Raw genomic sequence first — 19,820 nt, 5'->3', positions numbered from 1 at the left:
CGAACTGCTCGACCTGCCAGTGCACCGATTCCGGCGCATCTCAGGCTGCGGACTATCCTCGATCGAACACGCTCGCACGCACCGATCGAGGGAGATCGCCGTGGAATCTCGCACGCCGCCGCCGTTCGGCCTGTCGCGCCGTGAGCGGATCATGGACGAGCTCCGGCGCGTCGGCTCCGTGCGCGTAGCCGACCTGGCGCGCGAATTCGGCGTCGCCGAGCTCACGATCCGCCGCGACATCGGCGCGCTCGCCGACAGGGGTCTGCTCACGCGCGTCCACGGCGGCGCGACGTTGCGCAGTCGGCTGGACACGACGGTCGCACACGGCGCTCGAGGATCGGACCCACCGCGCTTCAGGGTCGGGATGGTCGTGCCGTCGCTCGGGTACTACTGGCCGCATGTCATCATCGGCGCCCGCGCCGCCTCGACCGATGCGGGCGTGCAGCTCGTTCTGAGAGGCGCGAGCTACTCCGCCGCGGACCAGCGCCGCCAGATCAGCTCGCTCGTGGAAGCGGGAACGCTCCATGGGTTGATCGTCGCCCCGGAGACGCAGGGGCCGGAGGGCTCGGCACTGCTCGAGTGGCTGGACAGTCTGCCGATCCCCGTCGTGCTCGCCGAGCGACGCGTGCCCTCGTCGCTGGCCCTGACGCGGCTGGAAGCGGTCACGTCCGATCACGTCTTCGGAGGCTCGCTGGCAGCTCGCCATCTCGCATCCCGCGGCCACCGCCGTGTCGGGCTCCTCGCCTCTCCCGGCTCACCGACGTCATGGCAACTCCGGCGGGGGTGGACACGCGCCGTCGACGAACTCGGCCTGACCCCGACGTTCGACCTCGACACGGCGCTGGACACCCTGGACGGCGCCAGCAGAGAGCAGGAGATGGAGAATCTTCTGCGCACCTGCCGCGATACCCGGACGACGGCGGTGCTGATCCACTCCGACCCGCAAGCCGTGCTTCTGCAACAGCACGCGCGGGATCACGGCTGGGTCATCCCACAGGACCTCGCGGTCGTGGCCTATGACGATGAAGTGGCCGAAAGCGCTGAGCCGGCTATCACGGCTCTGCGTCCACCGAAGCAGCAGGTCGGCCGCCTCGCGATAGAGACGATCGTGGGGCGCCTGACCGAGGGGCGGCTCCGACCCGTGCAGCGAGTGCACCTCCTGCCGGAACTGCGACCACGCGAGTCCACGAGGGTCGCATGACGCCGGCCTGCGCCCTGACCTGGCAGCGGGGCGTCCCCGCTGATCACTTCAGCGGGTCGTGACCCCAGTTCATCAGTGAGTAGCGCCAGGGCGTGTCCTCGACGCCCCACCGACGTCGACTCGTCGGTGTCGAGCCACGTCTCGAGCTCGCCGGCGGTCATGTTGACCGAACGGGCGAACTCGTCCGCGATCTGCTTCTGGTCGTCCTCGCTCATGCGGGCAGACTCCTCGAAGAGGGATGCCACCGCGAGGGGCTTGCGCGACCCGCGCGATTCCGTCACGGGGGTCGCGGAAGGTCGACGGTGCGGCGTCCGGCGCCAGGTCACCGTGCAAGGCGTATGCTCAGATGCGGTTTCCCAGAAGGCGGGGAACCACGGTGTGCCGGGAAGTCTGGTCGGCGGTAGCGAAGGGAAATGCAGACCAACAATGTCAGCCGACATTCTCGTGCGGGGCGATCATCTGCCCGCACTCAACGAGCTGGCCGTGAACCAGACCGAGGCGACGGCATCCCCACGAGCTCTCGTATGGGGCATCGACCTCGGCGAGTGCTCCACGCGCTTGGCGGTCAAGCGGCAGCTGCGCCACGCCTTCGACGACGTGGTGCGGATCGCACGTTCCGACAACCGTCTCGTGCATCTGTTCCTGCCTTACAGCCATCGCGGAGCGATGCCGCAGGGAAGCTGCCTGTCGAGCGCGGCGCGCCTGGCGGCCAAGCTGCACGCGGCCCTCGAGCGCGAGCTGGGTCGGGATGTTGACGTCGTCGCGATCGACATCACCGGCTGCGAGAACGGCGAGCTGCTGCGCGACCGCATCGCGAACACCGTCTCGGCGCCTGCCGGTCCCGCCGGTGACATGGCGCTGGCGTGGCCCGAGCTGACGCGGCAGTCGATCCGCAGCGCCGCCCTGCAGCAGCAGCTCTAGCCGAGCGTCGAGCGCGCCGCTCATCACCCGACCGGTTCGGCGGCCTCCCGCGCGGCCCGCGCCGACGAGCGCACCGCACCGATGCTCGCCGCGATGACGAGCGCGATGCCGACGATCTCGAGCCACGACAGACGCTGCCCGAGGAAGATGAAGCCTGCGAGCGCGGCCGTGGCGGGAGCGAGGCTCATGAGGATCGCGAAGGCGGCCGCCGGCAGTCGACGGAGCGCTACGAGCTCGAAGGCATACGGGATCGTCGACGACAGCAGGGCCACCGCCGCGCCCAGAGCCACCAGGTCTACGCGCAGCAGAGCCGCGCCGGCATCCGCGATGCCGAACGGCAGGGCCAGGACGGCTCCGACCGTCATCGCGAGCGCGAGCCCATCGAGTCGCGGGAAGGCCCGCCCGACGCGCGCGGACGCGAGGATGTAGAACGCCCAGCTCGCGGCGGCGCCCAGGGCGAACACGACGCCCAGAGGGTCGAGACGGTCCCAACCGCCACCGCCCAGCGCCGCCACCCCGGCGAGCGCCAGCAGCGCCCACAGCCACGCCGACGCCCGCCGGCTGGCGACGATGGACAGCACCAGTGGACCGAGCACCTCGATCGTGACGGTGACGCCCAGCGGCAGGCGGGCGAGCGCGAGGTAGAACAGCCCGTTCATCACCGCGAGGACCACGCCGAACAGCACGACAGCGGTCCAGTCGGCGCGGGCGTGGCCCGACAGGCGGGGCCGGGCGATCGCCAGCAGGATGAGCGAGGAGAACACCAGCCGCAGCATCACCATGCCGAGCGGACCGACCTCGTCGAACAGCAGGACCGCGAGCGACGCGCCGACCTCCTGGCACGCCAGACCTGCCACGACGAGCAGGATGGCCGGGGTCGCGCCTCGTCGGATGGTGCCGGGCGTCACTAGCCGGCCGGCGGTGCGCACACGGCCGCAGCCCCGATCGCCTCGCGGTACTGCTCCGCCGTCCACGGCAGGCCCGCCTCCGGGATGGTGCCGCCGTCGGCGGCAGGCGCCTTCGACGCGATCGCCGCGAGCTCCCACGCCAGGTAGGCGCCCACGGCGCCGTCCGCGGCGGAGTTGTTCAGCACGACCGCGACGGCCAGGCCGCTGCGGGAGTCGGCGAACGCCGCGGTGATGTAGCCCGGCACCTTGCCGTACTGGCCGACGAGGGGGCCAGCCTGGATCGCGCCGCCCGCCGCGGTGAACCAGGTCGGCCCATCCGCGGCCACCGGCAGCGCGTCGGCGAACCGCTTCTCGTCTTCGACGAGCGAGTTCGAAGCCAGCGCCTGCACGTACTTCCCCAGGTCGTCGATGTCGGTGACCGCTCCGCCGTCGGTGAATCCCGTGCTGGGCGAGGCCTGCGTGAGATCCAGCGGCTGCGCGCAGTCGAGCGCCCCGCCTTCACCCGGCAGGGACTGCCCGCCCTGCAGGACGGGCTCGGCGTCGAGCGCACCCAGCGCGGTGGCGGACAGGTCGAGCGGGTCGGCGACGTAGGTTCGGAAGAGCTGACGGGCGGACTGTCCCGTGGCGCGCTCGAGCGCGAGGCCCAGCAGCACGTAGCCGGCGTCCGAGTCGCGGTATGCCGCACCGGGTTCGCTGTTGCGCGGCTGCCCGAGTCCGAAGCTCGCCAGGTACCGCGGGTCCCACTGGCGGGTGGGGTTGCCCATCCACGTCGAGTACAGCTGGCCCGAGTAGGACCCGATGCCCGACGTGCCGTCGCACAGCTCACCGAGGGTGACGTCGAGGTTCGGCACTCCTGCGACGTAGGTCGAGACCACGTCGCCGAGCTTGACCAGCCCCTCCTCGGCCACCTGATAGAGGATGTCGCACGTCATCGCGCGCGTGAGCTTCCCTGCGCGGAACTGCATGTCCGCACTGACCTCACCGCCGCCGTCCGGACGCTGCGTGCCGAGCCCGGTGACCCACGAGCCGCTCCACGGCGCCCACACGCCCACGATGGCACCGGACGAGCCGGTCGTACCCATGGCGTGGGTGACCGCATCCTGCAGCTGCTGGACGGTCTCCTCGGGCAGCGGCCGCTCGGCCTGCGTCGGAGTGTCGAGCTCGACGTGCCGATCCACCGAGCAGGCGGCGAACGCGAGCACGCATGCGAGGACGCCGGAGATCGCCGCGACGGCGCGGCGTGATCGGAAGCGGACCGGCAACTGACACCCCCGGAGGATCGTGTTATGAATTCAAACACACCAGGGTCACGGTCGCGTCTCGCTCCTCCGTAGTGTATGGGGATGACCCACCAGTTCGATGACGCGGTGCTCGAGGGCGTGCTCAGGCACATGAACGGCGACCACGGCGATGACAATCTGCTGATCGCCCGCGCGTTCGCCGGCGACGTCGGCGTGGCACCGGGCGACATCATCGCGGCGCGCATGGACGGCTTCGACGGCGACGGCGGCCGCTGGCAGGCGACGCTCACGGACGGCTCCACCGCACCGGTCGCCGTCCGCTGGCTGAACGGCCCGATCTCCGAACGCCAGCAGGTGCGGCGCGAGATCGTCGCACTGTACGACGAGGCGTGTCGCCGCCTCGGGGTCGCGCCGCGGCCTCACTCCTGAGGCGGGAGCCTCGCCTCAGCCCGGCCGTCCGGAGAACGCGGAGGTTAGGCACGCCTTACTTTCGCTACACTGGCGCCATGAGCGAGCCGATCCCGTTCTCGACCGCCCTGCGGGAGCGATCAAGCCGCGCCCACTCGTCGAGCGAGGGCGCCGGGTTCATGGCCGACCTCATGAAGGGCGAGGGCACCCGGGACGACTACGTGGCACTCGTCGCGCAGCACTGGTTCATCTATGAAGCGCTGGAGCGGACGGCGCGCCAGATGCGGAACGATCCCGTGGCCGCGGTCTTCATCAGCGACAAGCTGACCCGCCTGCCGGCCCTCGAGGCGGACCTCGAGTTCCTCGTCGGCCCGGACTGGCGCGAGCGCATCGAACCGCTGCCGACGACGCAGCGCTACGTCGACCGCATCAACGAGGTCGGGGCGACGTGGGCGGGCGGCTTCGTCGCCCACCACTACACCCGCTACCTCGGAGACCTCTCCGGCGGGCAGTTCATCGGGCGCCTGATGGCGCGCCGCTTCGGTTTCGACACCAACGGCATCGGGTTCTACCTCTTCGAAGACATCGCCGACCCCAGGGCCTTCAAGGACGTCTACCGGGAGCAGCTCGACGCCGCGCCGTGGGATGCCGCCGAGCGGGAGCGCGTGATCGATGAGGTCCTGCTGGCGTACCGGTTCAACACGGAGCTCTTCGAGGATCTCGCCGCGGCGAAGGCATCCGTGCAGGTGGCCTGACCCGGAAGGCCGACCCCGGGATCAGGACGCGCGGGCGCGCACACCGGCCATGAAGCGCTGCACGTCGGGGTCCACCTGGATGTCGCGCGGACGCAGCGGCCGGGACAGATAGAGCCCGTCGAGCGAGGTCAGCCGCGACAGCGCGACATAGGTCTGACCCGGCGCGAACGCTCCCGATCCGAGGTCGATGATCGCGCGGTCGTAGGTCTTGCCCTGCGACTTGTGGATCGTCACCGCCCAGGCCAGGCGCAGCGGGAACTGCGTGAACTCGGCGACGATCTCCCGCGAGAGCGTCTTGGACCCGGGGTTGTACGCGTAGCGGTACTTCTCCCACACCGCCGGCTCGACGTCGAACTCCTCCCCGTCCACGTCCACTCGCACCGTGTCGCCGGCGATCCGCGTGACCGTCCCGATGGTGCCGTTGACCCACCTGGGCGGCTCACCGAACGACTGGGTGTCGTTGCGCAGGAACATCACCTGGGCGCCGACCTTCAGCTTGAGCTCGACGTCAGCGGGGTATGCGGCATCCCCGCGGCCGAAATCGCCGTTGATCTCGGCGACGGCGGTCTGCTCGCGACCGATCAGCTCGGTGAGGTGGCGGCGGTTGATGTTGTTGACGATGTCGTTGCGCGTGGCGAGCGTGATGATGGGATGCTCGCCGTCTGCGGGGTCCGGGGGCGTGCGGGCGCCGGTGTCGTTGAGGATCTGCGCGATGTCGGCGGTGACGCGCCCGTAGCGGACGGCGTTCAGCATCGCCTTGAAGGCCGGGTCGGACTGCCGGTGGATGTCCACGAGCTCCCTGATGTGCAGGTCCGCACCGTACGAGCCGATGTCGATGATGCCGTCGCCGGCGGTCTCGCCCACCCACACCTTGGCGTCGAAGAACCAGAACGAGCGGTAGTGGTCGCGGATGTACCGCAGCTCGTCGCCGCGCGGCGGCACCGGGGCGAGCTGATACGGGTCGCCGAACATGACGATCTGCGCGCCGCCGAACGGCTCGGCCCGGCGCCCCCGCGCCTGGCGCAGCGCGCGGTCCATGGCGTCCATGAGATCGGCGTTGACCATCGAGATCTCGTCGATCACGAGCGTGTCGATGGCGTTGAGGAGCTTGCGGGTCGCGTCGGACTGCGGCTCGTCGTGCGCGCCGATCAGTCCGATCGGCAGCTTGAACAGCGAGTGGATCGTCTGCCCCTCGACGTTCAGCGCCGCGACCCCGGTGGGAGCGCAGATCGCGATCTGCTTGTCGGTGTTCCAGGCGAGGTGCTGCAGGAGCGTCGATTTGCCCGTGCCGGCGCGGCCGGTCACGAACACATGCTCCCGGGTGTCCTCGATGAGCCGGAACAGCGCCTCCTGCTCGGCGGACAGAGGCGGCGTGTTCACCGATTCATGCTAACCAGCGGATGCCCGGCTCCGGTGTGCGCCGTGAGCATCGGTGGACGGCGCCGCGCCGTCCCCTGCTGCGCCCTCCCACGGCGCCGTGCCGATCGGCGGTTCGGCATCCCGCCAGGGCCCGGTGCCGGCGACGACGTCGGCGACGATGGCGCGGAAGCGGGGGCACGTGGTGATGTCGTGCGCGCGGCAGTGCAGCGCGTGCTCGGTCATCCGCCGCGAGCGCTCCATCTCGGCCATCCGGCGCTGCAGGTCGGCGATGTGGTCCTCGAGCACGCGGTGGCGCTCGGGTGCGTTCTCGTCCAGGAGCACTCCGATCTGCTCCAGGCTCATCCCCGCGCGCTTGCTCCGCACGATCACGGCGATGCGCACGAGGTCGTCGTCGTCATAGCGTCGACGGCCGCCCCCGTCGCGGACGGGTCGCAGCAGACCGACGTCCTCCCAGTGGCGGAGGACATGCGTGGGAAGCGCGAACCGGGCCGCGGCATCCCCGATCGACAGACCACTTGACTTCATGTCGACATGAAGTCACACGATCGAGTCGAACGCAACTCGAGGAAGGGAACCCATGTACGAAGCGATCGTGATCGGCGGCGGACCGGCCGGCCTGCAGGCCGCGTTGACCCTCGGGCGGATGCACCGCTCGGTCTTGCTGCTCGACTCCGGCGAGTACCGCAACGGCACCGTGGAGCACGCCCACAATCTCATCACCAACGACGGCCGGAACCCGGCTGAGCTGCGGGCACTCGCCCGCGCCGAGCTCTCCGCGTACGGCACGGTCGAGGTGCGCGATGCACGAGTGGAGGAGATCGCGGGAGCCATCGGCGGCTTCACGGTGCGCACCGAGAGCGGGGTCGAGCGGGCGGCCCGCATCATCCTCGCGACGGGCATGCGCGACGAACTGCCGGCGGTGCCCGGTCTCGCCGAGCACTGGGGCGCCCGCGTCGCGCAGTGCCCGTTCTGCCATGGTCACGAGTTCGCCGGGCAGCGCGTGGGCATCGTGATGGACGGCGACCACGCCGTGATGGTCGAGCGGATGCTGCGTCCTGTCGTCGCCTCCTCGCTGGTCGTCGCACCGAGCGAGCTCGAGCGGGTCTCGCCACGCGACGACGGCCTCGAACTGCACCTGGCGAACGGCTCGCACGTCGACGTCGCGGGCGTGTTCACGGCGGCGACATCCCGGCAGCGGGCACCGTTCGCACAGCAGCTCGGGTGCCGGATCCTCAGCAGCGGCGGCGTCGAGATCGATCCGCTCGGGCGCACGACGGTGCCGGGCGTGTACGCCGCCGGCGATATGGCGCACGCGGCGACGGCGGGCGGGCCGATGGTGTCGCTGGCCGCGGCCATCGCGGCGGGCCAGGTCGCGGCGGCCTGCGTCGTGCGCGACGCGATCGTGGCGTGATCGCGTCGCAATCCCCCGACATCCAGGGCTTTCCCGGGTGGCGCCTTTCTAGACTGGTCGCGTGGACCAAGGGGCGGTGGACACGACATCCGGTCGCGCGACCGCGCAGCCGGTCGCCCCTGTGTCTGCGCGCGCCGAGTCGCCCGCGCTGATCCAGCCGCCGCGCAAGATGCTGTCGCGACGCGGGCTCGTGACCGATCTGAGCCTGCTCGGCGTCATCGGCATCCTGCTCGCAGGGGCTGCGGTCGCCGCCTACGCGACGATCCAGAAGGAGTTCTACAGTCCGTCGGCGTTCGTCGAGCGCTACCTCGGACTGCTCGCCGACGGGGACGCGGCGCAGGCTCTCACGGTCCCGGGCGTGACGGTGAGCTCGGCCGATCTCGAGGCGGCCGGCCTGCCGCCCAATGCTTCGGAGGCGCTGCTGCGCAGCGCCGCGCTGGCTCCGTTGAGCGATGCGCAGGTCGTGTCCGAGGAGCAGAAGGGGCAGATCACCCGCGTCACGGTCGAGTACGAGGCCCGCGGGCATCCGGGCATCACCACCTTCGAGATCGAGCGCGCCGGCACGATCGGCTTCGCCCCCACGTGGCGGTTCGCCACGAGCCCGCTCGCGGTCATGGAGCTCGGCGTGCGCGGCTCGATGGTGTTCGAGGTCAACGGCTTCGAGATCGACAAACGGCAGGTCTCACCCGACGGGGCGGATGCCGACCCGCTGGCGCCCCTTCCCCTGCTCGTGTTCTCCCCCGGGCTGTACTCGGTGTCGGTGGACACCGCCATCTCGAGCACGCCCGGTGTCGCGGTGCTCTCGGACAGCCCGTTCCGGTCGATCCCCATCGAGGTGCAGGCCGAGCCGACGGAGGAGTTCGTCGCGGTCGTGCAGCAGAAGGTCGAGGAGTTCCTGAGCGCCTGCACGACGCAGCAGGTGCTGCAGCCCACGGCCTGCCCGTTCGGCTACGTCGTGCGGGACCGCATCGACTCGCTCCCCACCTGGTCGATCGTGCGGCAGCCGTCCGTGTCGGTCGCCCCGGACGGCGCGCATTGGCGCATCAGGCCCGCCGAGGCGGTCGCGCACATCGACGTCGACATCCGCTCGCTCTTCGACGGCAAGGTGCGGTCGGTGAGCGAGGACGTGCCGTTCGTCGTGGAGGGCTCGATCACGGTGCTGCCCGACGGCAGCGCGTCGATCGTCGTCACCGGCCCCACCACCGAGTGATCGTCCCGGTCGCCGACCACCGCGGTGACCGAGCCGGCGCCGCGTGGAGTGTGCGCGCGGGGACGGGACGGAGACGAAACGTCCCTAGCTCCGCGAGGCGGCCTTCGCGTCACGCTCGGCGAGCGCGGCGAGGCGTGCGTTGTAGGCCTCCAGCTCGGCGTCTCCAGTGCGGTCGGCGTGCCGATCCCGCCGCTTCGTCTCGCGGTCGTCGCTGCGGCTCCACTGGATCGCGACGGTGATCGCCAGGATGAGCGTGGGCACCTCGCCGATCGACCAGGCGATGCCGCCGCCGGTGTATTGGTCCTCCAGCGGCGTCGCTCCCCAGGTACGCCCCATGGAGCCGAACCACTCGGCCACCATCAGGCCCTCCTGCATCATGATCGCGATGCCGAAGAAGGCGTGCATCGCCATCACGCCGATCAGGAGCAGCAGCCGCCCGGCGTAGGGCAGACGGAAGGGCACCGGGTCGATGCCGATGAGGCTCAGGACGAAGAGGTAGCCCGTGATGAGGAAGTGGGCGACCATCCACTCGTGCCCGAGATGGTCGTACAGCGACCAGCGGAAGAGGTCGGTGTAGTAGAACACCCAGAGCGAGCCGATGAAGAGCCCGGCCGCGACGAACGGATTGGTCAGCACGCGGGCCACCGGCGAGTGCACGGCCCACAGGATCCACTCGCGGCCGCCGCGGGTGCCGTCGTCGCGCTTGCGGATCGCGCGCGCCGCCAGCGTGACCGGCGCGCCGGCGACCATGAGGAGCGGGATCGCCATGGTCAGCAGCATGTGCCCGACCATGTGCATGCTGAACAGGTAGTCCTGGTAGACGTTGATCACTCCGCCGGTGACCCAGACGAGCAGCGCGAACCCCGCGATCCACATGATCGTGCGGTAGACGGGCCACGCGTCGCCGCGCCCGCGCAGGCGCCATACGCCGGCGAGGTAGAAGAACACGGCGAAGCCGGCGACGACCGCCCAGAGCAGGTCGATGTTCCAGGCGGTGAGCCACCGCTCGGGCGTGAGCTCCGGCGGCAGCGGCGCGTCGGTCAAGCGCTCGGCGGGCGAGGGCACCTCGGGGATCGCCGGCGGCACGGGAGGAGGCGTGCGCGCGAGCGCCGCAGCGGCGCCGCTCGCGATCCCCATCAGCGCCAGCTCGAGGGCGATGAGCTTCCAGAAGGCGCCGGCCGCTGCATCCGACTCCCGCATGCGGCCGATGAGGCGGGTGCGGTACCAGGCGCCGAAGAGCCCGAGCGCGATGAGCGCCACGACCTTCACGGCGAGCACGACGCCGTACGAGGACAGCAGCGCGCTCCATTCGCGCAGGCCGATCGCCGCCCGCACCGTGCCCGTCAGCGCCACGACGGCGAAGGCGGCGAGGGCGATGCTCGAATACCGCGCCACCGTCGAGGCGAGGTCGCCGCGGGACTGCAGGGGCCGCACGACGACGAGAAGCAGCAGCCCGCCGAGCCACACGGCCGCGGCGATGATGTGCAGGATCAGCGCCGTCATGGCCTCGTGGTGGAACGCCTCCTCGCCGGAGTGTCCCTGCGTGCCCATCGGCACGAGCGACGCCGTCGCCACGAGGGCGACGAACACCGTCGCCGTCCACGAGCGCACCGCGAAGGTGAGGACGGTCAGCGCCGCGCCGGCGATCGTCGTGATGAGCCACGTGCGGCCGAGTTCGGTCTCGACGAGGAAGCGCCCGAGTTGGGCGCCGAACTGCGGGCCGGCGTCGACGGCGGGGTTGAAGGCGTCGACGAAGGTGAGGAATCCCGTCGCGGCCGACGCGATCGTGAACACCGCGGCGCTGATGGATGCCGTGTCGAGGGCGACGTCGAACTCCCGGTCGCCCGCCCGGAGCGTGAACAGGGCGGTGATGAGCACGCCGACCATCCCGGCCGCCGAGAGGTTGACCAGCAGCTTGGCCACGGGCAGCCCCCAGCGCGCGAACGGGCCCGGATCCCCGATTTCGAGCGGCGCCGCCCCTCCCCCGAACGCGAGCCCCCACAGCAGAGTGGCCAGTGCGGCTGCGACCAGGATCGCGGGACCGGCAGCCCTGAGGAGGCGGGACGGCGATCCGGCGGGTCGCGCGGCTCCGTCAGGCGCGGCGACGCCGGGTCGAGCCGAGGTGGAGGTCACCCTCCCAGCCTACGTCGCGGCAGATCGACGCTCGCTGGGTGACGCGGGCTGCCGGGCGCCCGAGGAAGACGGAGGGGGATGCCGCGGTGCGCGGCATCCCCCTCTCGAGGTCTTCGTCGATTACTTGACGGCGGCCTTCAGCTTCGAGCCCGCGGTGACCTTGACGCGCTTGCCTGCGGGGATGCTGATCTCCTCGCCGGTCTGCGGGTTGCGGCCCGTGCGAGCCGAGGTCTCGACCTGCTCGAACGAGATCCAGCCGGGGATGGCGACCTTGCTGCCCTTGGCGACCGCCTCGGAGACGGTGGAGAAGAGGGAGTCGAGCACGCTCGAGACGGCGGACTGGCTCTGCCCGGTCGCGCTCGCGATGCTCGCAACGAGCTCGGTCTTGGTGATGGACTTGTCGGCCATTGGGTATGTCCTCCAGCGACGACGGATCGCCGTCTTGTCATTGCTCGGACCGTGAGGCCATCGCCTCGCGGTTGGTCTATCGACCGGGTCCGAATGTACCCGACCAGACCGCTCTTTCCGCGTATTTCTGCGGTTTTCGGGCCTTTCGAGCGGCGTGTCGCACGATGCGAGTGACGGATGTGGCATTTGTGACGCTCACCGGGCTCGATCGCCCCGCGTCGGAGATCGCGCGCATGTCGGGAGGATCGGCGTCGGATCGTCCGGCGAAGGGCTGGATCCCGGACCGTTCCAGCGCAGCGGCGGGTCAGCTGTGCAGCCGTCGCAGCGCCGTCACCACGTCATCGTGCCACCGCTGTGCGGCGGGAAGGACGCCGGTGAAGATGGGGGTGTCGTGCGTGACGCCGAGGTACTGGACGGCGCTCGCCTCCACCCCCGCACGACGGAGGGCCGCGGCGTACGCGGCGCCGTCGCCGCGCAGCGGATCGAACTCCGCGGTGAGGATGACCGCGGGCGGCAGCCCGGCGTGCGAGCCGGCCAGAAGCGGCGACGCGTACGGGTCGCGGGCGTCCGACACCTCGGCCAGGTACGTGCGCGCCACCGAGCGCAGCTCCCGCATCGCGAGGAACCGCGGGATGCCGAGGGCGCGCGTCGCCCGAAGATCGAGGTGACGGCCGGTGAGGTCGACCACCGGGACCTCCAGGATCTGGAGGCGCAGCGGATGCCCCGCGCGATCGCGGTTGACGAGCGTGAGCGCCGCGGCGATGTTGCCGCCCGCCGAGGTGCCGGCCAGCCCGATGCGGTCGCCGTCGATCCCGAGTGCCGCCGCTTCGCGGAACACCCATTCCAGTGCGGCGTACGCCTGCTCGACGGCTGTCGGGTAGCGGTGCTCGGGCGCCAGGGCGTAGTCGACCGCGACGATCGCGACGCCGGAGTCGGCGGCACGACGGCGGTGACCGGCATCCGTCGTCGGATAGTCGATGCCGCCGATGCGGAAGGCACCGCCATAGAACGCCAGCGCAGCCGGCACCGGCTCCTCCCGTGCGGTGCTGCCGTGGAGCTCCGGGTAATAGATGCGGACGCGGAAGGCCGGGACGCCGTCCGGTGACAGGCGATGCTCGGTCATGCGCACGTCCGGACCCGCCGTGCCGACCGTCTGAAGCTCTTTGCGGTCCCACGCCAGCGCTGCGCGGCGGTGACGGGCTCTGGCGCGGGCGTGCGGACCGAGCGGAGGCTTGCCCTTGCCGGCCGAGCGCCGCGGGGACGCCGCCGTGGTCTTCGCCTCCGGCGGCGCCTTCGCCCCCTCGGTAGGCCCGGATGCGCGCCCGAACGGCCAGAGCGCCGTCAGCCGCGCGCGCACGCCGCCCAGCGCCTGGTCGAAGAGGTACCGGCGGTGGACGCGGAGTCGCTCTTCGAAGACCGGATCCAGCGGCATGCACCCTCCTCCCCCGTTGCGCTCACGCCCGAGTGTAGATGTCCCGTGAGACGCGGAAAGACCCGGGATTCCGAAGAATCCCGGGTCTTTCGCGTCAGACTCGGCTTACCAGCTCGACTTGGTCACGCCGGGCAGCTCGCCACGGTGCGCCATGTCACGGAAGCGGACACGCGAGATGCCGAACTTCGTCAGGACACCGCGGGGGCGGCCGTCGATGACGTCGCGCGAACGCAGGCGCACGGGCGACGCGTTGCGGGGGAGCTTCTGCAGCCCCACACGGGCGGCCTCGCGCTCCTCGTCGGTCGAGTTGGGGCTCACGAGAGCCTTCTTCAGCTCCGCGCGCTTGGCGGCGTAGCGGTCGACGACCTCCTGGCGCTGCTTGTTGCGCGCGATCTTGCTCTTCTTAGCCATGGATCAACGCTCCTCGCGGAATTCGACGTGCTTGCGGATGACCGGGTCGTACTTCTTCAGCACGATGCGGTCGGGGTTGTTGCGGCGGTTCTTGCGCGTCACGTAGGTGTAGCCCGTGCCGGCGGTCGAACGCAGCTTGATGATCGGACGAACGTCCTGTGCCTTCTTCGCCATCAGAGCTTCACACCCTTCGCGATCAGGTCCTTCACAACCGACTCGATGCCGCGCGCGTCGATCACCTTCATGCCCTTGGCGGACACGTTGAGGGTGACCTTACGGCCGAGCGAGGGCACGAAGTAGGTCTTCTTCTGCACGTTCGGGTCGAAGCGGCGCTTCGTCCGGCGGTGCGAGTGCGAGATGTTGTGACCGAAGCCGGGAACTGCTCCAGTCACCTGGCACACTGCTGCCATAGTGATGTCTCCTTAGTACCGTGGAGCCGGACGGCGCCACCCAAGATCCCTTGTCTGCATCCCACGCCCGACCCGGCCCGTGAAGGCCCGCGATCAAGGTGGGGACACGAACTGCGTGCTGGAGTGCGCGCAGACAAAGAGTCAGTCTAGCACGGACCCGGCGCGCGGCCCGACGGCCGTCATGGTCACCAGGCAGCGGCCGTCGCTTCCGACCGCCGCGCGCAGGCGACGACCCGGGGAGGCGCCCTAGGGTCGGAGTCATGGCAGAAGCGGTCGCACCGATGAGCCGACATCGCGCGCGCACGTGGGCTCCCGTCGTGCTCGCCCTCGCCGCCATCGGCGTCGTCTCCGTGGACGCGCCGCTGAACGCGACGGTCCATGGGATGCCGGCCGGGCTCGCCTTCGCGGTGGCCCTCGTGCGGGCCGCGGCGCTCGTCGCGGCGTGGTACCTGCCGCTCGGAGCCGCGGTGGGATCGACGGCGAGCGCCGTCCTCTTCGCGTCCACCGCGGCAGCCGAACCGGGTGCGCCGTGGCCGTGGTCGGTCACCGGTCTGATCGCGGCGGCGGCGACGGCGGGCGTGCTGGCGATCCGCGGGCACTGGCTGGTGGCGGCATCCGGCCTTGCGGCCTCCGTCGTGGCGACGGTCGCCGTCGTGGCGCTCGTGCCCGGCGGCGACGATGAGGCGGCGTCGGTGAACATCATCGTCGCCCTCTCGGTGTCGGCCGGTGTGCTGGCGCTGGCGGCCATCGGTGAGCGGTGGTGGCGGACACGCCGCCAGCTCGCCGAGGCGAACGTGGTCACCGCGCAGGAGCACGCGGCCCGCGTCATCGCCGAGGAGAAGGCGCGCATCGCGCGGGAGCTTCACGACGTGATCGCACACAGCATGTCGCTGATCAACGTCCAGGCGCTCAGCGCACCGGCGCGCCACCCCGGGACGCCACCGCAGCTGAGGGCGGAGTTCGAGGAGATCGCGGCGGCGTCGCGTCGCGCGCTGGGCGAGATGCGAGAGCTGCTGGCGGTGCTCCGCGGAGGCGACGAGGCCCCGCGGGCGCCGCTCGCCCACGCGGGCGACATCCCGCGTCTGGTCGAGCAGGCCGCGTCAGCCGGGGCGGATGTGTCGTTCCAGGGCAGCGCCGGCGCGCCGGAGGACCTCCCCGAGGTGGTCAGCCTGGCGCTGTACCGCATCGCTCAGGAAGGCGTGAGCAACGCGCTGCGGCATGCCCCCGGCGCACCGGTGAGGATCGCGCTCACGTCGGACGATGACGTCGTGCGACTGTCGATCGTCAACGGCGCGGCGCCCGCACCCGGCCCGCGCGAGACCGGAGGAGGAAGCGGCCTGGAGGGCGTCCGCGAACGCGTCACGCGTCTGGGAGGCGTCGTCTTCGCGGGGATGCTGCCCGACGGCGGCTTCGAGCTGACGGCGTCCATCCCCCGCTCGTCCGTCCACCAGAGGAGTGCGACATGATCACGGTGCTCATCGCCGATGACCAGGCCATGGTCCGCGCCGGCTTCGCGGCGCTGCTGGACGCGTACGACGACATCCGCGTCGTCGGCCAGGCGGCCGACGGCGCGGCAGCGGTGAGCCTCGCCCGCGAGCTGCGCCCGGACGTGGTGCTGATGGACGTGCGGATGCCGGGAACCGACGGCATCGCCGCGACACGGACGCTCGCTCAGGACGACGATGCTCCACGGGTCATCATGCTCACGACGTTCGACATCGACGAGTACGTCTTCGAGGCGCTGCGCGCGGGGGCCAGCGGCTTCCTGCTGAAGGACGCACTGCCCGACGAGCTCGCCGCCGCCGTGCGCGTCGTCGTCAACGGCGACGCGCTGCTGGCGCCGAGCGTCACCCGCCGGCTGATCGAGCAGTACACCGCCGGACCCACGCCTCGCCGGACCGATCGCGCGGTGCTCGAGGAGCTCACCGAACGGGAGCGCGAGATCCTGACGCTCGTGGCGCGAGGACTGTCGAACGCCGAGATCGCGGCGTCGCTGTTCATCGCCGAGCAGACGGTGAAGACGCACGTCTCGCGCATCCTGCAGAAGCTCGAGCTCCGCGACCGCGCTCAGGCGGTCATGGTCGCGTACGAGTCGCGGCTCGTGATGCCCTCCTGATGCGCCGGCGTCCGATCGGGAGCGGTCCCCCGGCGAGTCCGTAGGCGAGCGTCACACCCATCGCGCCGGCCCAGGCGCCCCAGAGGGCGAAGCCCGACAGCAGCACGACGCACACCGACGCCGTGGCGACCGCGACCGCGGCGACGGTGCGCGCACGCCCCTCGGCTCGGGGGGCCGTCCGGCGTGCCTCGAGCCGCCCGGCGACGAGGGCGAGCGGCACGGCGGCCGCGGTGACCGCGGCCAGCCACAGCGGCCGCGTGATCCACCAGTCGACGGTGAGCGGGGTGGGGAACGACGCGTCGATCCACAGCATCCCCAGCGCGACGATCACCAGCGCCGACATGTGCCAGAGGTAGATCGACATGGATCGCGCGCCGATCGCGTCGACCGCCGCCGACAGGGCCGCGCTCCGATCCAGCGCGCGCGTGAGACGCGGGGCGAGCGCCGCGACCACGAGGGTCTGCGCCGCGCCGAGCACCACGAGGGCCACCGTCGGGGGGTTCAGGTTCACGTACATGTCGGGGCTGTATCCCATGCCGACGAGCACCGCCAGGGCACCGACGCAGCCGACGACGCCGGCGATGAGCCGCTCCGGCGTCAGCGAACGGAACCAGCCGTCCGCCCAGAAGAACCCCAGCTGCTGCATCGCCAACCAGACGAAGGCGAGGTTCAGGATGCCCAGTGCGGAAGCCCCGCTCGCCATGCCGGCCATGTCCACGCCGAACGCCGCGGCTACGAGGAGCCCCAGCGTCAGCCACGGCGCGCGCTCGTGCGCCCGGTGCAGCAGCGGCACGAGAGCCGATGCGCCGACGTAGACCGCGAGGAACCACATCGGCTGTGCGAGCCGCCACCCGATGTCAGCCAGCAGATCCGCCGGCGTCCCCGCGAGCGCGGCGACGGTCAGCACGGCGGCGATCACGCCGAACGCGACCGCCGCGGGCAGCGCGAGTCGGCGCACGCGTCCCGCCGCGAACTGCCACGCCGTGGTGCCGCGCGGCCGCACACGCCGCCACTGCGTCGCGGCGGCCACGCCGCCGGCGAGGAAGAACAGCGGCATGACCTGCACGAACCACGACACCGGCGCGAACCAGTCCTGACCCTCCACGGCGTTGACGATGCGGATCTGGCCGCCCTCGACCCAGATCCCCGCCATCAGGCCGTGCAGCAGCACCACGACGACGAGGCTCGCGGCGCGCACCACGTCGATCGCGCGGTCCCGCGACGGTGGACCGCCGGCCACCGGGTCGGTACGGGGGAGAGACGGAGCGAGGGGCGCGGCGACGGACATTCGGAGGCCTTCCATGAGCGTCCTCCGACGCTATGGACGGCGGCCATCACCCCGAATCCCTCCGGGGTACCGCTTCTCACCCCCTACCGGGGTAGGGGTGGGACGCGGTGGGCCCGTCACCGTGAGCGCTGTCGACCGCCGCCCGGGCGAGGTGCGCGTCGAGGGCACCCCGGCCCCAGCGGAACGCCGAGACCGTGGGCTCGCCCGGGATCCAGAAGCGCCAGGGGAACTCGTCGGTGCCCGCGAGCCCTGCCACCCCGACGCGCGGGCCGGCGGCGACGTCGGCGACGGGTCGCTCGCGCAGCCGCAGCAGCGCGACCGCCCCGTGCCGCGGCTCACCGGTGACGACGTCGATACCGTCGTGGACGGGATGCTTCAGGCCGATGGCATCGCCCAGCCGACCGGGGCCCCGTGCCAGTTCGCGGTGCGATCGCGCTGCCGGGCGGCGACGGGCCGCCGCATCCGTTCCCTCGATCACCTCACCGCCGCGCAGCAGGATCCCGCCCGCGAGACCTTCCGGCCCGCAGACGACGTTGACGCAGGAATGGATGCCGTGGCTGAGGTACACGTACAGGTGCCCGGGTTCGCCCCACATGGTCGCGTTCCGGGCGGTCGGACCCATACGCGCGTGCGAGCCCGGGTCGGGAACCGGCCCGGTGCCGCGGCCGTGATAGGCCTCGACCTCGGTGATCCGCACCGTGACGGTCTCGCCCGCCACCGTCGTCGACAGGTGCGCGCCGAGAAGGCGCGGGGCGACGTCGGCGGGCAGTCCCATGAGGTCGGCGCGGGTCACCGCCCGCAGCCGTTCCTCCGCCATGGCCCGAGTCTACGGCGCTCGCAGAGGCTCGCCGTGGGGGCGGCGCTGGACGACAACGCGTCCCGGGATGCCGTGCCGAGCGGCCCCCCGGGACGCGCTCCGGCGGTCACGGGGTCGAGGCCTGCGCCTCGCCACGCCGGAGTCGATGAGGTCTCATGCGGTCGCCGGGCCCGTCGAGAGGGGCGCCGTCCGGAAGGAAGCCCACACGAGCGCGGTTCCCGCCGCAGCGGCGGCGAACCACGTCAGGCCGACCGCGCCGGCGTCGTAGCCGACCATGACGTAGCCGATCGGCGTGATGCCGACGGCGAGGAGCCCCGAAGCGGCGAGCGTGAGCCGCCCGACATCGCGACGCGGGACGGACCGGAGCACCTCGACGGCGGCGCCGACCACGACGGCGATCGCGACCGCCATCACGAGGGGCGCCCACCACAGGATCGCGTACATCGATCCCCCCGCGACGACGAGCACGCCGGCGGTACGTGGCATCCGCGCTCGCAGCACGACGCCGGAGGCGAGCAGCAGCGCCGTGACGAACCCTTGGATCGTGCCTTCGAGATACGGCATGCCCGGCTGCAGCAGCTGACCGGTGCTCATGGCCAGTCCCCACGCGGAGACGACGGCGGCGCCGAGCACCCACCACCAGCGGGAGAGGAGACGGACGGTGTTGTTCATGGATCGTGCCTTCTGTTCGGCCGGCAGACCCCGTGATGCCGCGCGTTGCGTGTGTACCCAGAGCAGGTCGGCCGGCGCGCCGGCCGCTGCTCGTCTCGCGATGGACAGCGTCGCGGTCAGCCGCGGCGCTCCGTTCGCGCGTGCGTCGGCCTGCTGCTCCCACAGGTCTGAGTGGATCTCCTCGCGTCGGCGCTCGGCCGCCTCCGCGCTCACCCATCCTGTGTAGCAGTCCACCCACGCCAGGACCATGCGCACGGCGACACCGGTCGCCGTTGTCCTGTCCCGCTCGCGGGCGGCACGCCCGGTCACGGTGTCTCCCACGCGGCGCGCCCGAGCGGGGCGCTCCGCGGGATCGTCTGTCGGTGCTCGGCGAGGGCCACGGCGGTCGCTCCGGTCACCCGATACAGCCGGCGCCGGGGTCGTCCCTGTTCGGTCGCCAGGTCGGCGTCCTCCCAGTCGCTGGTCAGAAGGCCCGCGGCCTCGAGCCGGCCGAGCGCCTTGTACAGCGTGCCGTGGGAGGTCAGCGCGCCCGTTTCGTTGCCGTCGGCGATCACCTTCGCGATCCCGAAGCCGTGGAAGCGGTCCTCTCCGCTGCGGTGGAGCCGCAGGGCCGCGTTGAGGATCGCCGCCTCGAGCGGAAGCAGGGATCCCGGTCGCCGTCGCATGGCACCATCATCAGGCAGATATCTTCCTATTGT

At 71.4% G+C, this 19,820-nt stretch carries 22 protein-coding genes; 8 read left to right on the top strand and 14 right to left on the bottom strand.

Features of this window, described 5'->3' with window-relative positions; genetic code table 11:
* Nucleotides 1-100: 100 nt before the first annotated feature.
* Complete coding sequence (locus AC5RVZ_RS00285; RefSeq protein ID WP_494063787.1) at nt 101-1,201, top strand: LacI family DNA-binding transcriptional regulator; 1,101 nt, start codon at nt 101-103, stop codon at nt 1,199-1,201.
* A 426-nt stretch (nt 1,202-1,627) separates the two neighbouring features.
* A complete protein-coding gene (locus AC5RVZ_RS00280) occupies nt 1,628-2,122 on the top strand; it encodes a hypothetical protein (protein ID WP_494063786.1) in 495 nt (164 codons plus the stop codon).
* 23 nt (nt 2,123-2,145) lie between these two features.
* Here the strand turns inward: AC5RVZ_RS00280 and AC5RVZ_RS00275 are convergent, their stop codons facing one another.
* Together AC5RVZ_RS00275 and AC5RVZ_RS00270 are read right to left on the bottom strand one after the other, a co-directional pair.
* The gene (locus AC5RVZ_RS00275) at nt 2,146-2,988 is read right to left on the bottom strand and encodes an EamA family transporter (protein WP_494064695.1); all 843 of its coding nucleotides are present in this window, start codon (nt 2,986-2,988) and stop codon (nt 2,146-2,148) included.
* A gap of 41 nt (nt 2,989-3,029) precedes the next feature.
* Nucleotides 3,030-4,292 carry a serine hydrolase domain-containing protein gene (locus tag AC5RVZ_RS00270; RefSeq protein ID WP_494063785.1) on the bottom strand — a complete coding sequence of 421 codons (1,263 nt, stop codon included), beginning with the start codon at nt 4,290-4,292 and terminating at the stop codon, nt 3,030-3,032.
* Between the two features lie 81 nt (nt 4,293-4,373).
* Here AC5RVZ_RS00270 and AC5RVZ_RS00265 point away from each other — a divergent pair, with 81 nt between their 5' ends.
* A complete protein-coding gene (locus AC5RVZ_RS00265; protein ID WP_494063784.1) occupies nt 4,374-4,700 on the top strand; it encodes a DUF2470 domain-containing protein in 327 nt (108 codons plus the stop codon).
* A 77-nt stretch (nt 4,701-4,777) separates the two neighbouring features.
* Entirely contained in the window at nt 4,778-5,434 is a 657-nt protein-coding gene (locus AC5RVZ_RS00260) for a biliverdin-producing heme oxygenase (RefSeq protein ID WP_494063783.1), read from the top strand.
* 21 nt (nt 5,435-5,455) lie between these two features.
* Here AC5RVZ_RS00260 and AC5RVZ_RS00255 read toward each other — a convergent pair whose 3' ends face one another.
* Both AC5RVZ_RS00255 and AC5RVZ_RS00250 read right to left on the bottom strand, forming a co-directional pair.
* Nucleotides 5,456-6,814, bottom strand: coding sequence for an ATP-dependent DNA helicase (locus tag AC5RVZ_RS00255; RefSeq protein ID WP_494063782.1), 1,359 nt, complete (start codon nt 6,812-6,814; stop codon nt 5,456-5,458).
* Between the two features lie 9 nt (nt 6,815-6,823).
* Entirely contained in the window at nt 6,824-7,339 is a 516-nt protein-coding gene (locus AC5RVZ_RS00250; protein WP_494063781.1) for a MerR family transcriptional regulator, read from the bottom strand.
* 52 nt (nt 7,340-7,391) lie between these two features.
* Here AC5RVZ_RS00250 and AC5RVZ_RS00245 point away from each other — a divergent pair, with 52 nt between their 5' ends.
* Nucleotides 7,392-8,225 (top strand): NAD(P)/FAD-dependent oxidoreductase, encoded by an 834-nt coding sequence (locus AC5RVZ_RS00245; RefSeq protein ID WP_494063780.1) that lies wholly within the window; start codon nt 7,392-7,394, stop codon nt 8,223-8,225.
* 61 nt (nt 8,226-8,286) lie between these two features.
* Entirely contained in the window at nt 8,287-9,435 is a 1,149-nt protein-coding gene (locus AC5RVZ_RS00240) for a hypothetical protein (protein WP_494063779.1), read from the top strand.
* 84 nt (nt 9,436-9,519) lie between these two features.
* Here AC5RVZ_RS00240 and AC5RVZ_RS00235 read toward each other — a convergent pair whose 3' ends face one another.
* The 6 genes from AC5RVZ_RS00235 to rpmB all read right to left on the bottom strand — a co-directional run bounded on the left by AC5RVZ_RS00235 (nt 9,520) and on the right by rpmB (nt 14,229).
* Nucleotides 9,520-11,469 carry a bifunctional copper resistance protein CopD/cytochrome c oxidase assembly protein gene (locus AC5RVZ_RS00235; RefSeq protein ID WP_494064694.1) on the bottom strand — a complete coding sequence of 650 codons (1,950 nt, stop codon included), beginning with the start codon at nt 11,467-11,469 and terminating at the stop codon, nt 9,520-9,522.
* 219 nt (nt 11,470-11,688) lie between these two features.
* On the bottom strand, nt 11,689-11,976 hold the full coding sequence (locus AC5RVZ_RS00230; RefSeq protein WP_494063778.1) for an HU family DNA-binding protein: 288 nt from the start codon (nt 11,974-11,976) through the stop codon (nt 11,689-11,691).
* Between the two features lie 304 nt (nt 11,977-12,280).
* Nucleotides 12,281-13,408, bottom strand: coding sequence for an alpha/beta hydrolase (locus AC5RVZ_RS00225; protein ID WP_494063777.1), 1,128 nt, complete (start codon nt 13,406-13,408; stop codon nt 12,281-12,283).
* Between the two features lie 105 nt (nt 13,409-13,513).
* Nucleotides 13,514-13,819: a 30S ribosomal protein S14 gene (gene rpsN / locus AC5RVZ_RS00220; RefSeq protein WP_494063776.1), complete on the bottom strand. Its 306-nt coding sequence runs from the start codon at nt 13,817-13,819 to the stop codon at nt 13,514-13,516.
* Nucleotides 13,820-13,822: 3 nt separating this feature from the next.
* On the bottom strand, nt 13,823-13,993 hold the full coding sequence (rpmG, locus tag AC5RVZ_RS00215; protein WP_005051772.1) for a 50S ribosomal protein L33: 171 nt from the start codon (nt 13,991-13,993) through the stop codon (nt 13,823-13,825).
* Complete coding sequence (rpmB, locus tag AC5RVZ_RS00210; RefSeq protein ID WP_449569998.1) at nt 13,993-14,229, bottom strand: 50S ribosomal protein L28; 237 nt, start codon at nt 14,227-14,229, stop codon at nt 13,993-13,995. The genes rpmG and rpmB overlap by 1 nt, the downstream gene beginning before the upstream one ends.
* A gap of 260 nt (nt 14,230-14,489) precedes the next feature.
* Between rpmB and AC5RVZ_RS00205 the strand changes: the two genes are divergently transcribed.
* Nucleotides 14,490-15,695: a sensor histidine kinase gene (locus AC5RVZ_RS00205; RefSeq protein WP_494063775.1), complete on the top strand. Its 1,206-nt coding sequence runs from the start codon at nt 14,490-14,492 to the stop codon at nt 15,693-15,695.
* Nucleotides 15,692-16,345 (top strand): response regulator, encoded by a 654-nt coding sequence (locus tag AC5RVZ_RS00200; RefSeq protein WP_494063774.1) that lies wholly within the window; start codon nt 15,692-15,694, stop codon nt 16,343-16,345. The genes AC5RVZ_RS00205 and AC5RVZ_RS00200 overlap by 4 nt, the downstream gene beginning before the upstream one ends.
* Here AC5RVZ_RS00200 and AC5RVZ_RS00195 read toward each other — a convergent pair.
* The 4 genes from AC5RVZ_RS00195 to AC5RVZ_RS00180 form a co-directional block, all read right to left on the bottom strand.
* Nucleotides 16,305-17,648, bottom strand: a complete 1,344-nt coding sequence (locus AC5RVZ_RS00195) for an acyltransferase family protein (RefSeq protein ID WP_494063773.1) — start codon at nt 17,646-17,648, stop codon at nt 16,305-16,307. The two genes, AC5RVZ_RS00200 and AC5RVZ_RS00195, sit on opposite strands and share 41 nt — an antisense overlap.
* Nucleotides 17,649-17,709: 61 nt before the next feature.
* Entirely contained in the window at nt 17,710-18,450 is a 741-nt protein-coding gene (locus AC5RVZ_RS00190; protein WP_494063772.1) for a DNA-3-methyladenine glycosylase, read from the bottom strand.
* A 153-nt stretch (nt 18,451-18,603) separates the two neighbouring features.
* The gene (locus AC5RVZ_RS00185; protein WP_494063771.1) at nt 18,604-19,431 is read right to left on the bottom strand and encodes a hypothetical protein; all 828 of its coding nucleotides are present in this window, start codon (nt 19,429-19,431) and stop codon (nt 18,604-18,606) included.
* Nucleotides 19,428-19,787, bottom strand: coding sequence for a PadR family transcriptional regulator (locus AC5RVZ_RS00180; protein ID WP_494063770.1), 360 nt, complete (start codon nt 19,785-19,787; stop codon nt 19,428-19,430). The genes AC5RVZ_RS00185 and AC5RVZ_RS00180 overlap by 4 nt, the downstream gene beginning before the upstream one ends.
* Between the last annotated feature and the right edge of the window lie 33 nt (nt 19,788-19,820).

It is taken from the genome of Arthrobacter sp. Cza30 (assembly GCF_059090765.1).
Note: the sequence above shows the minus strand (reverse complement) of the source record. Positions and strands in the feature narration are given on the sequence as shown.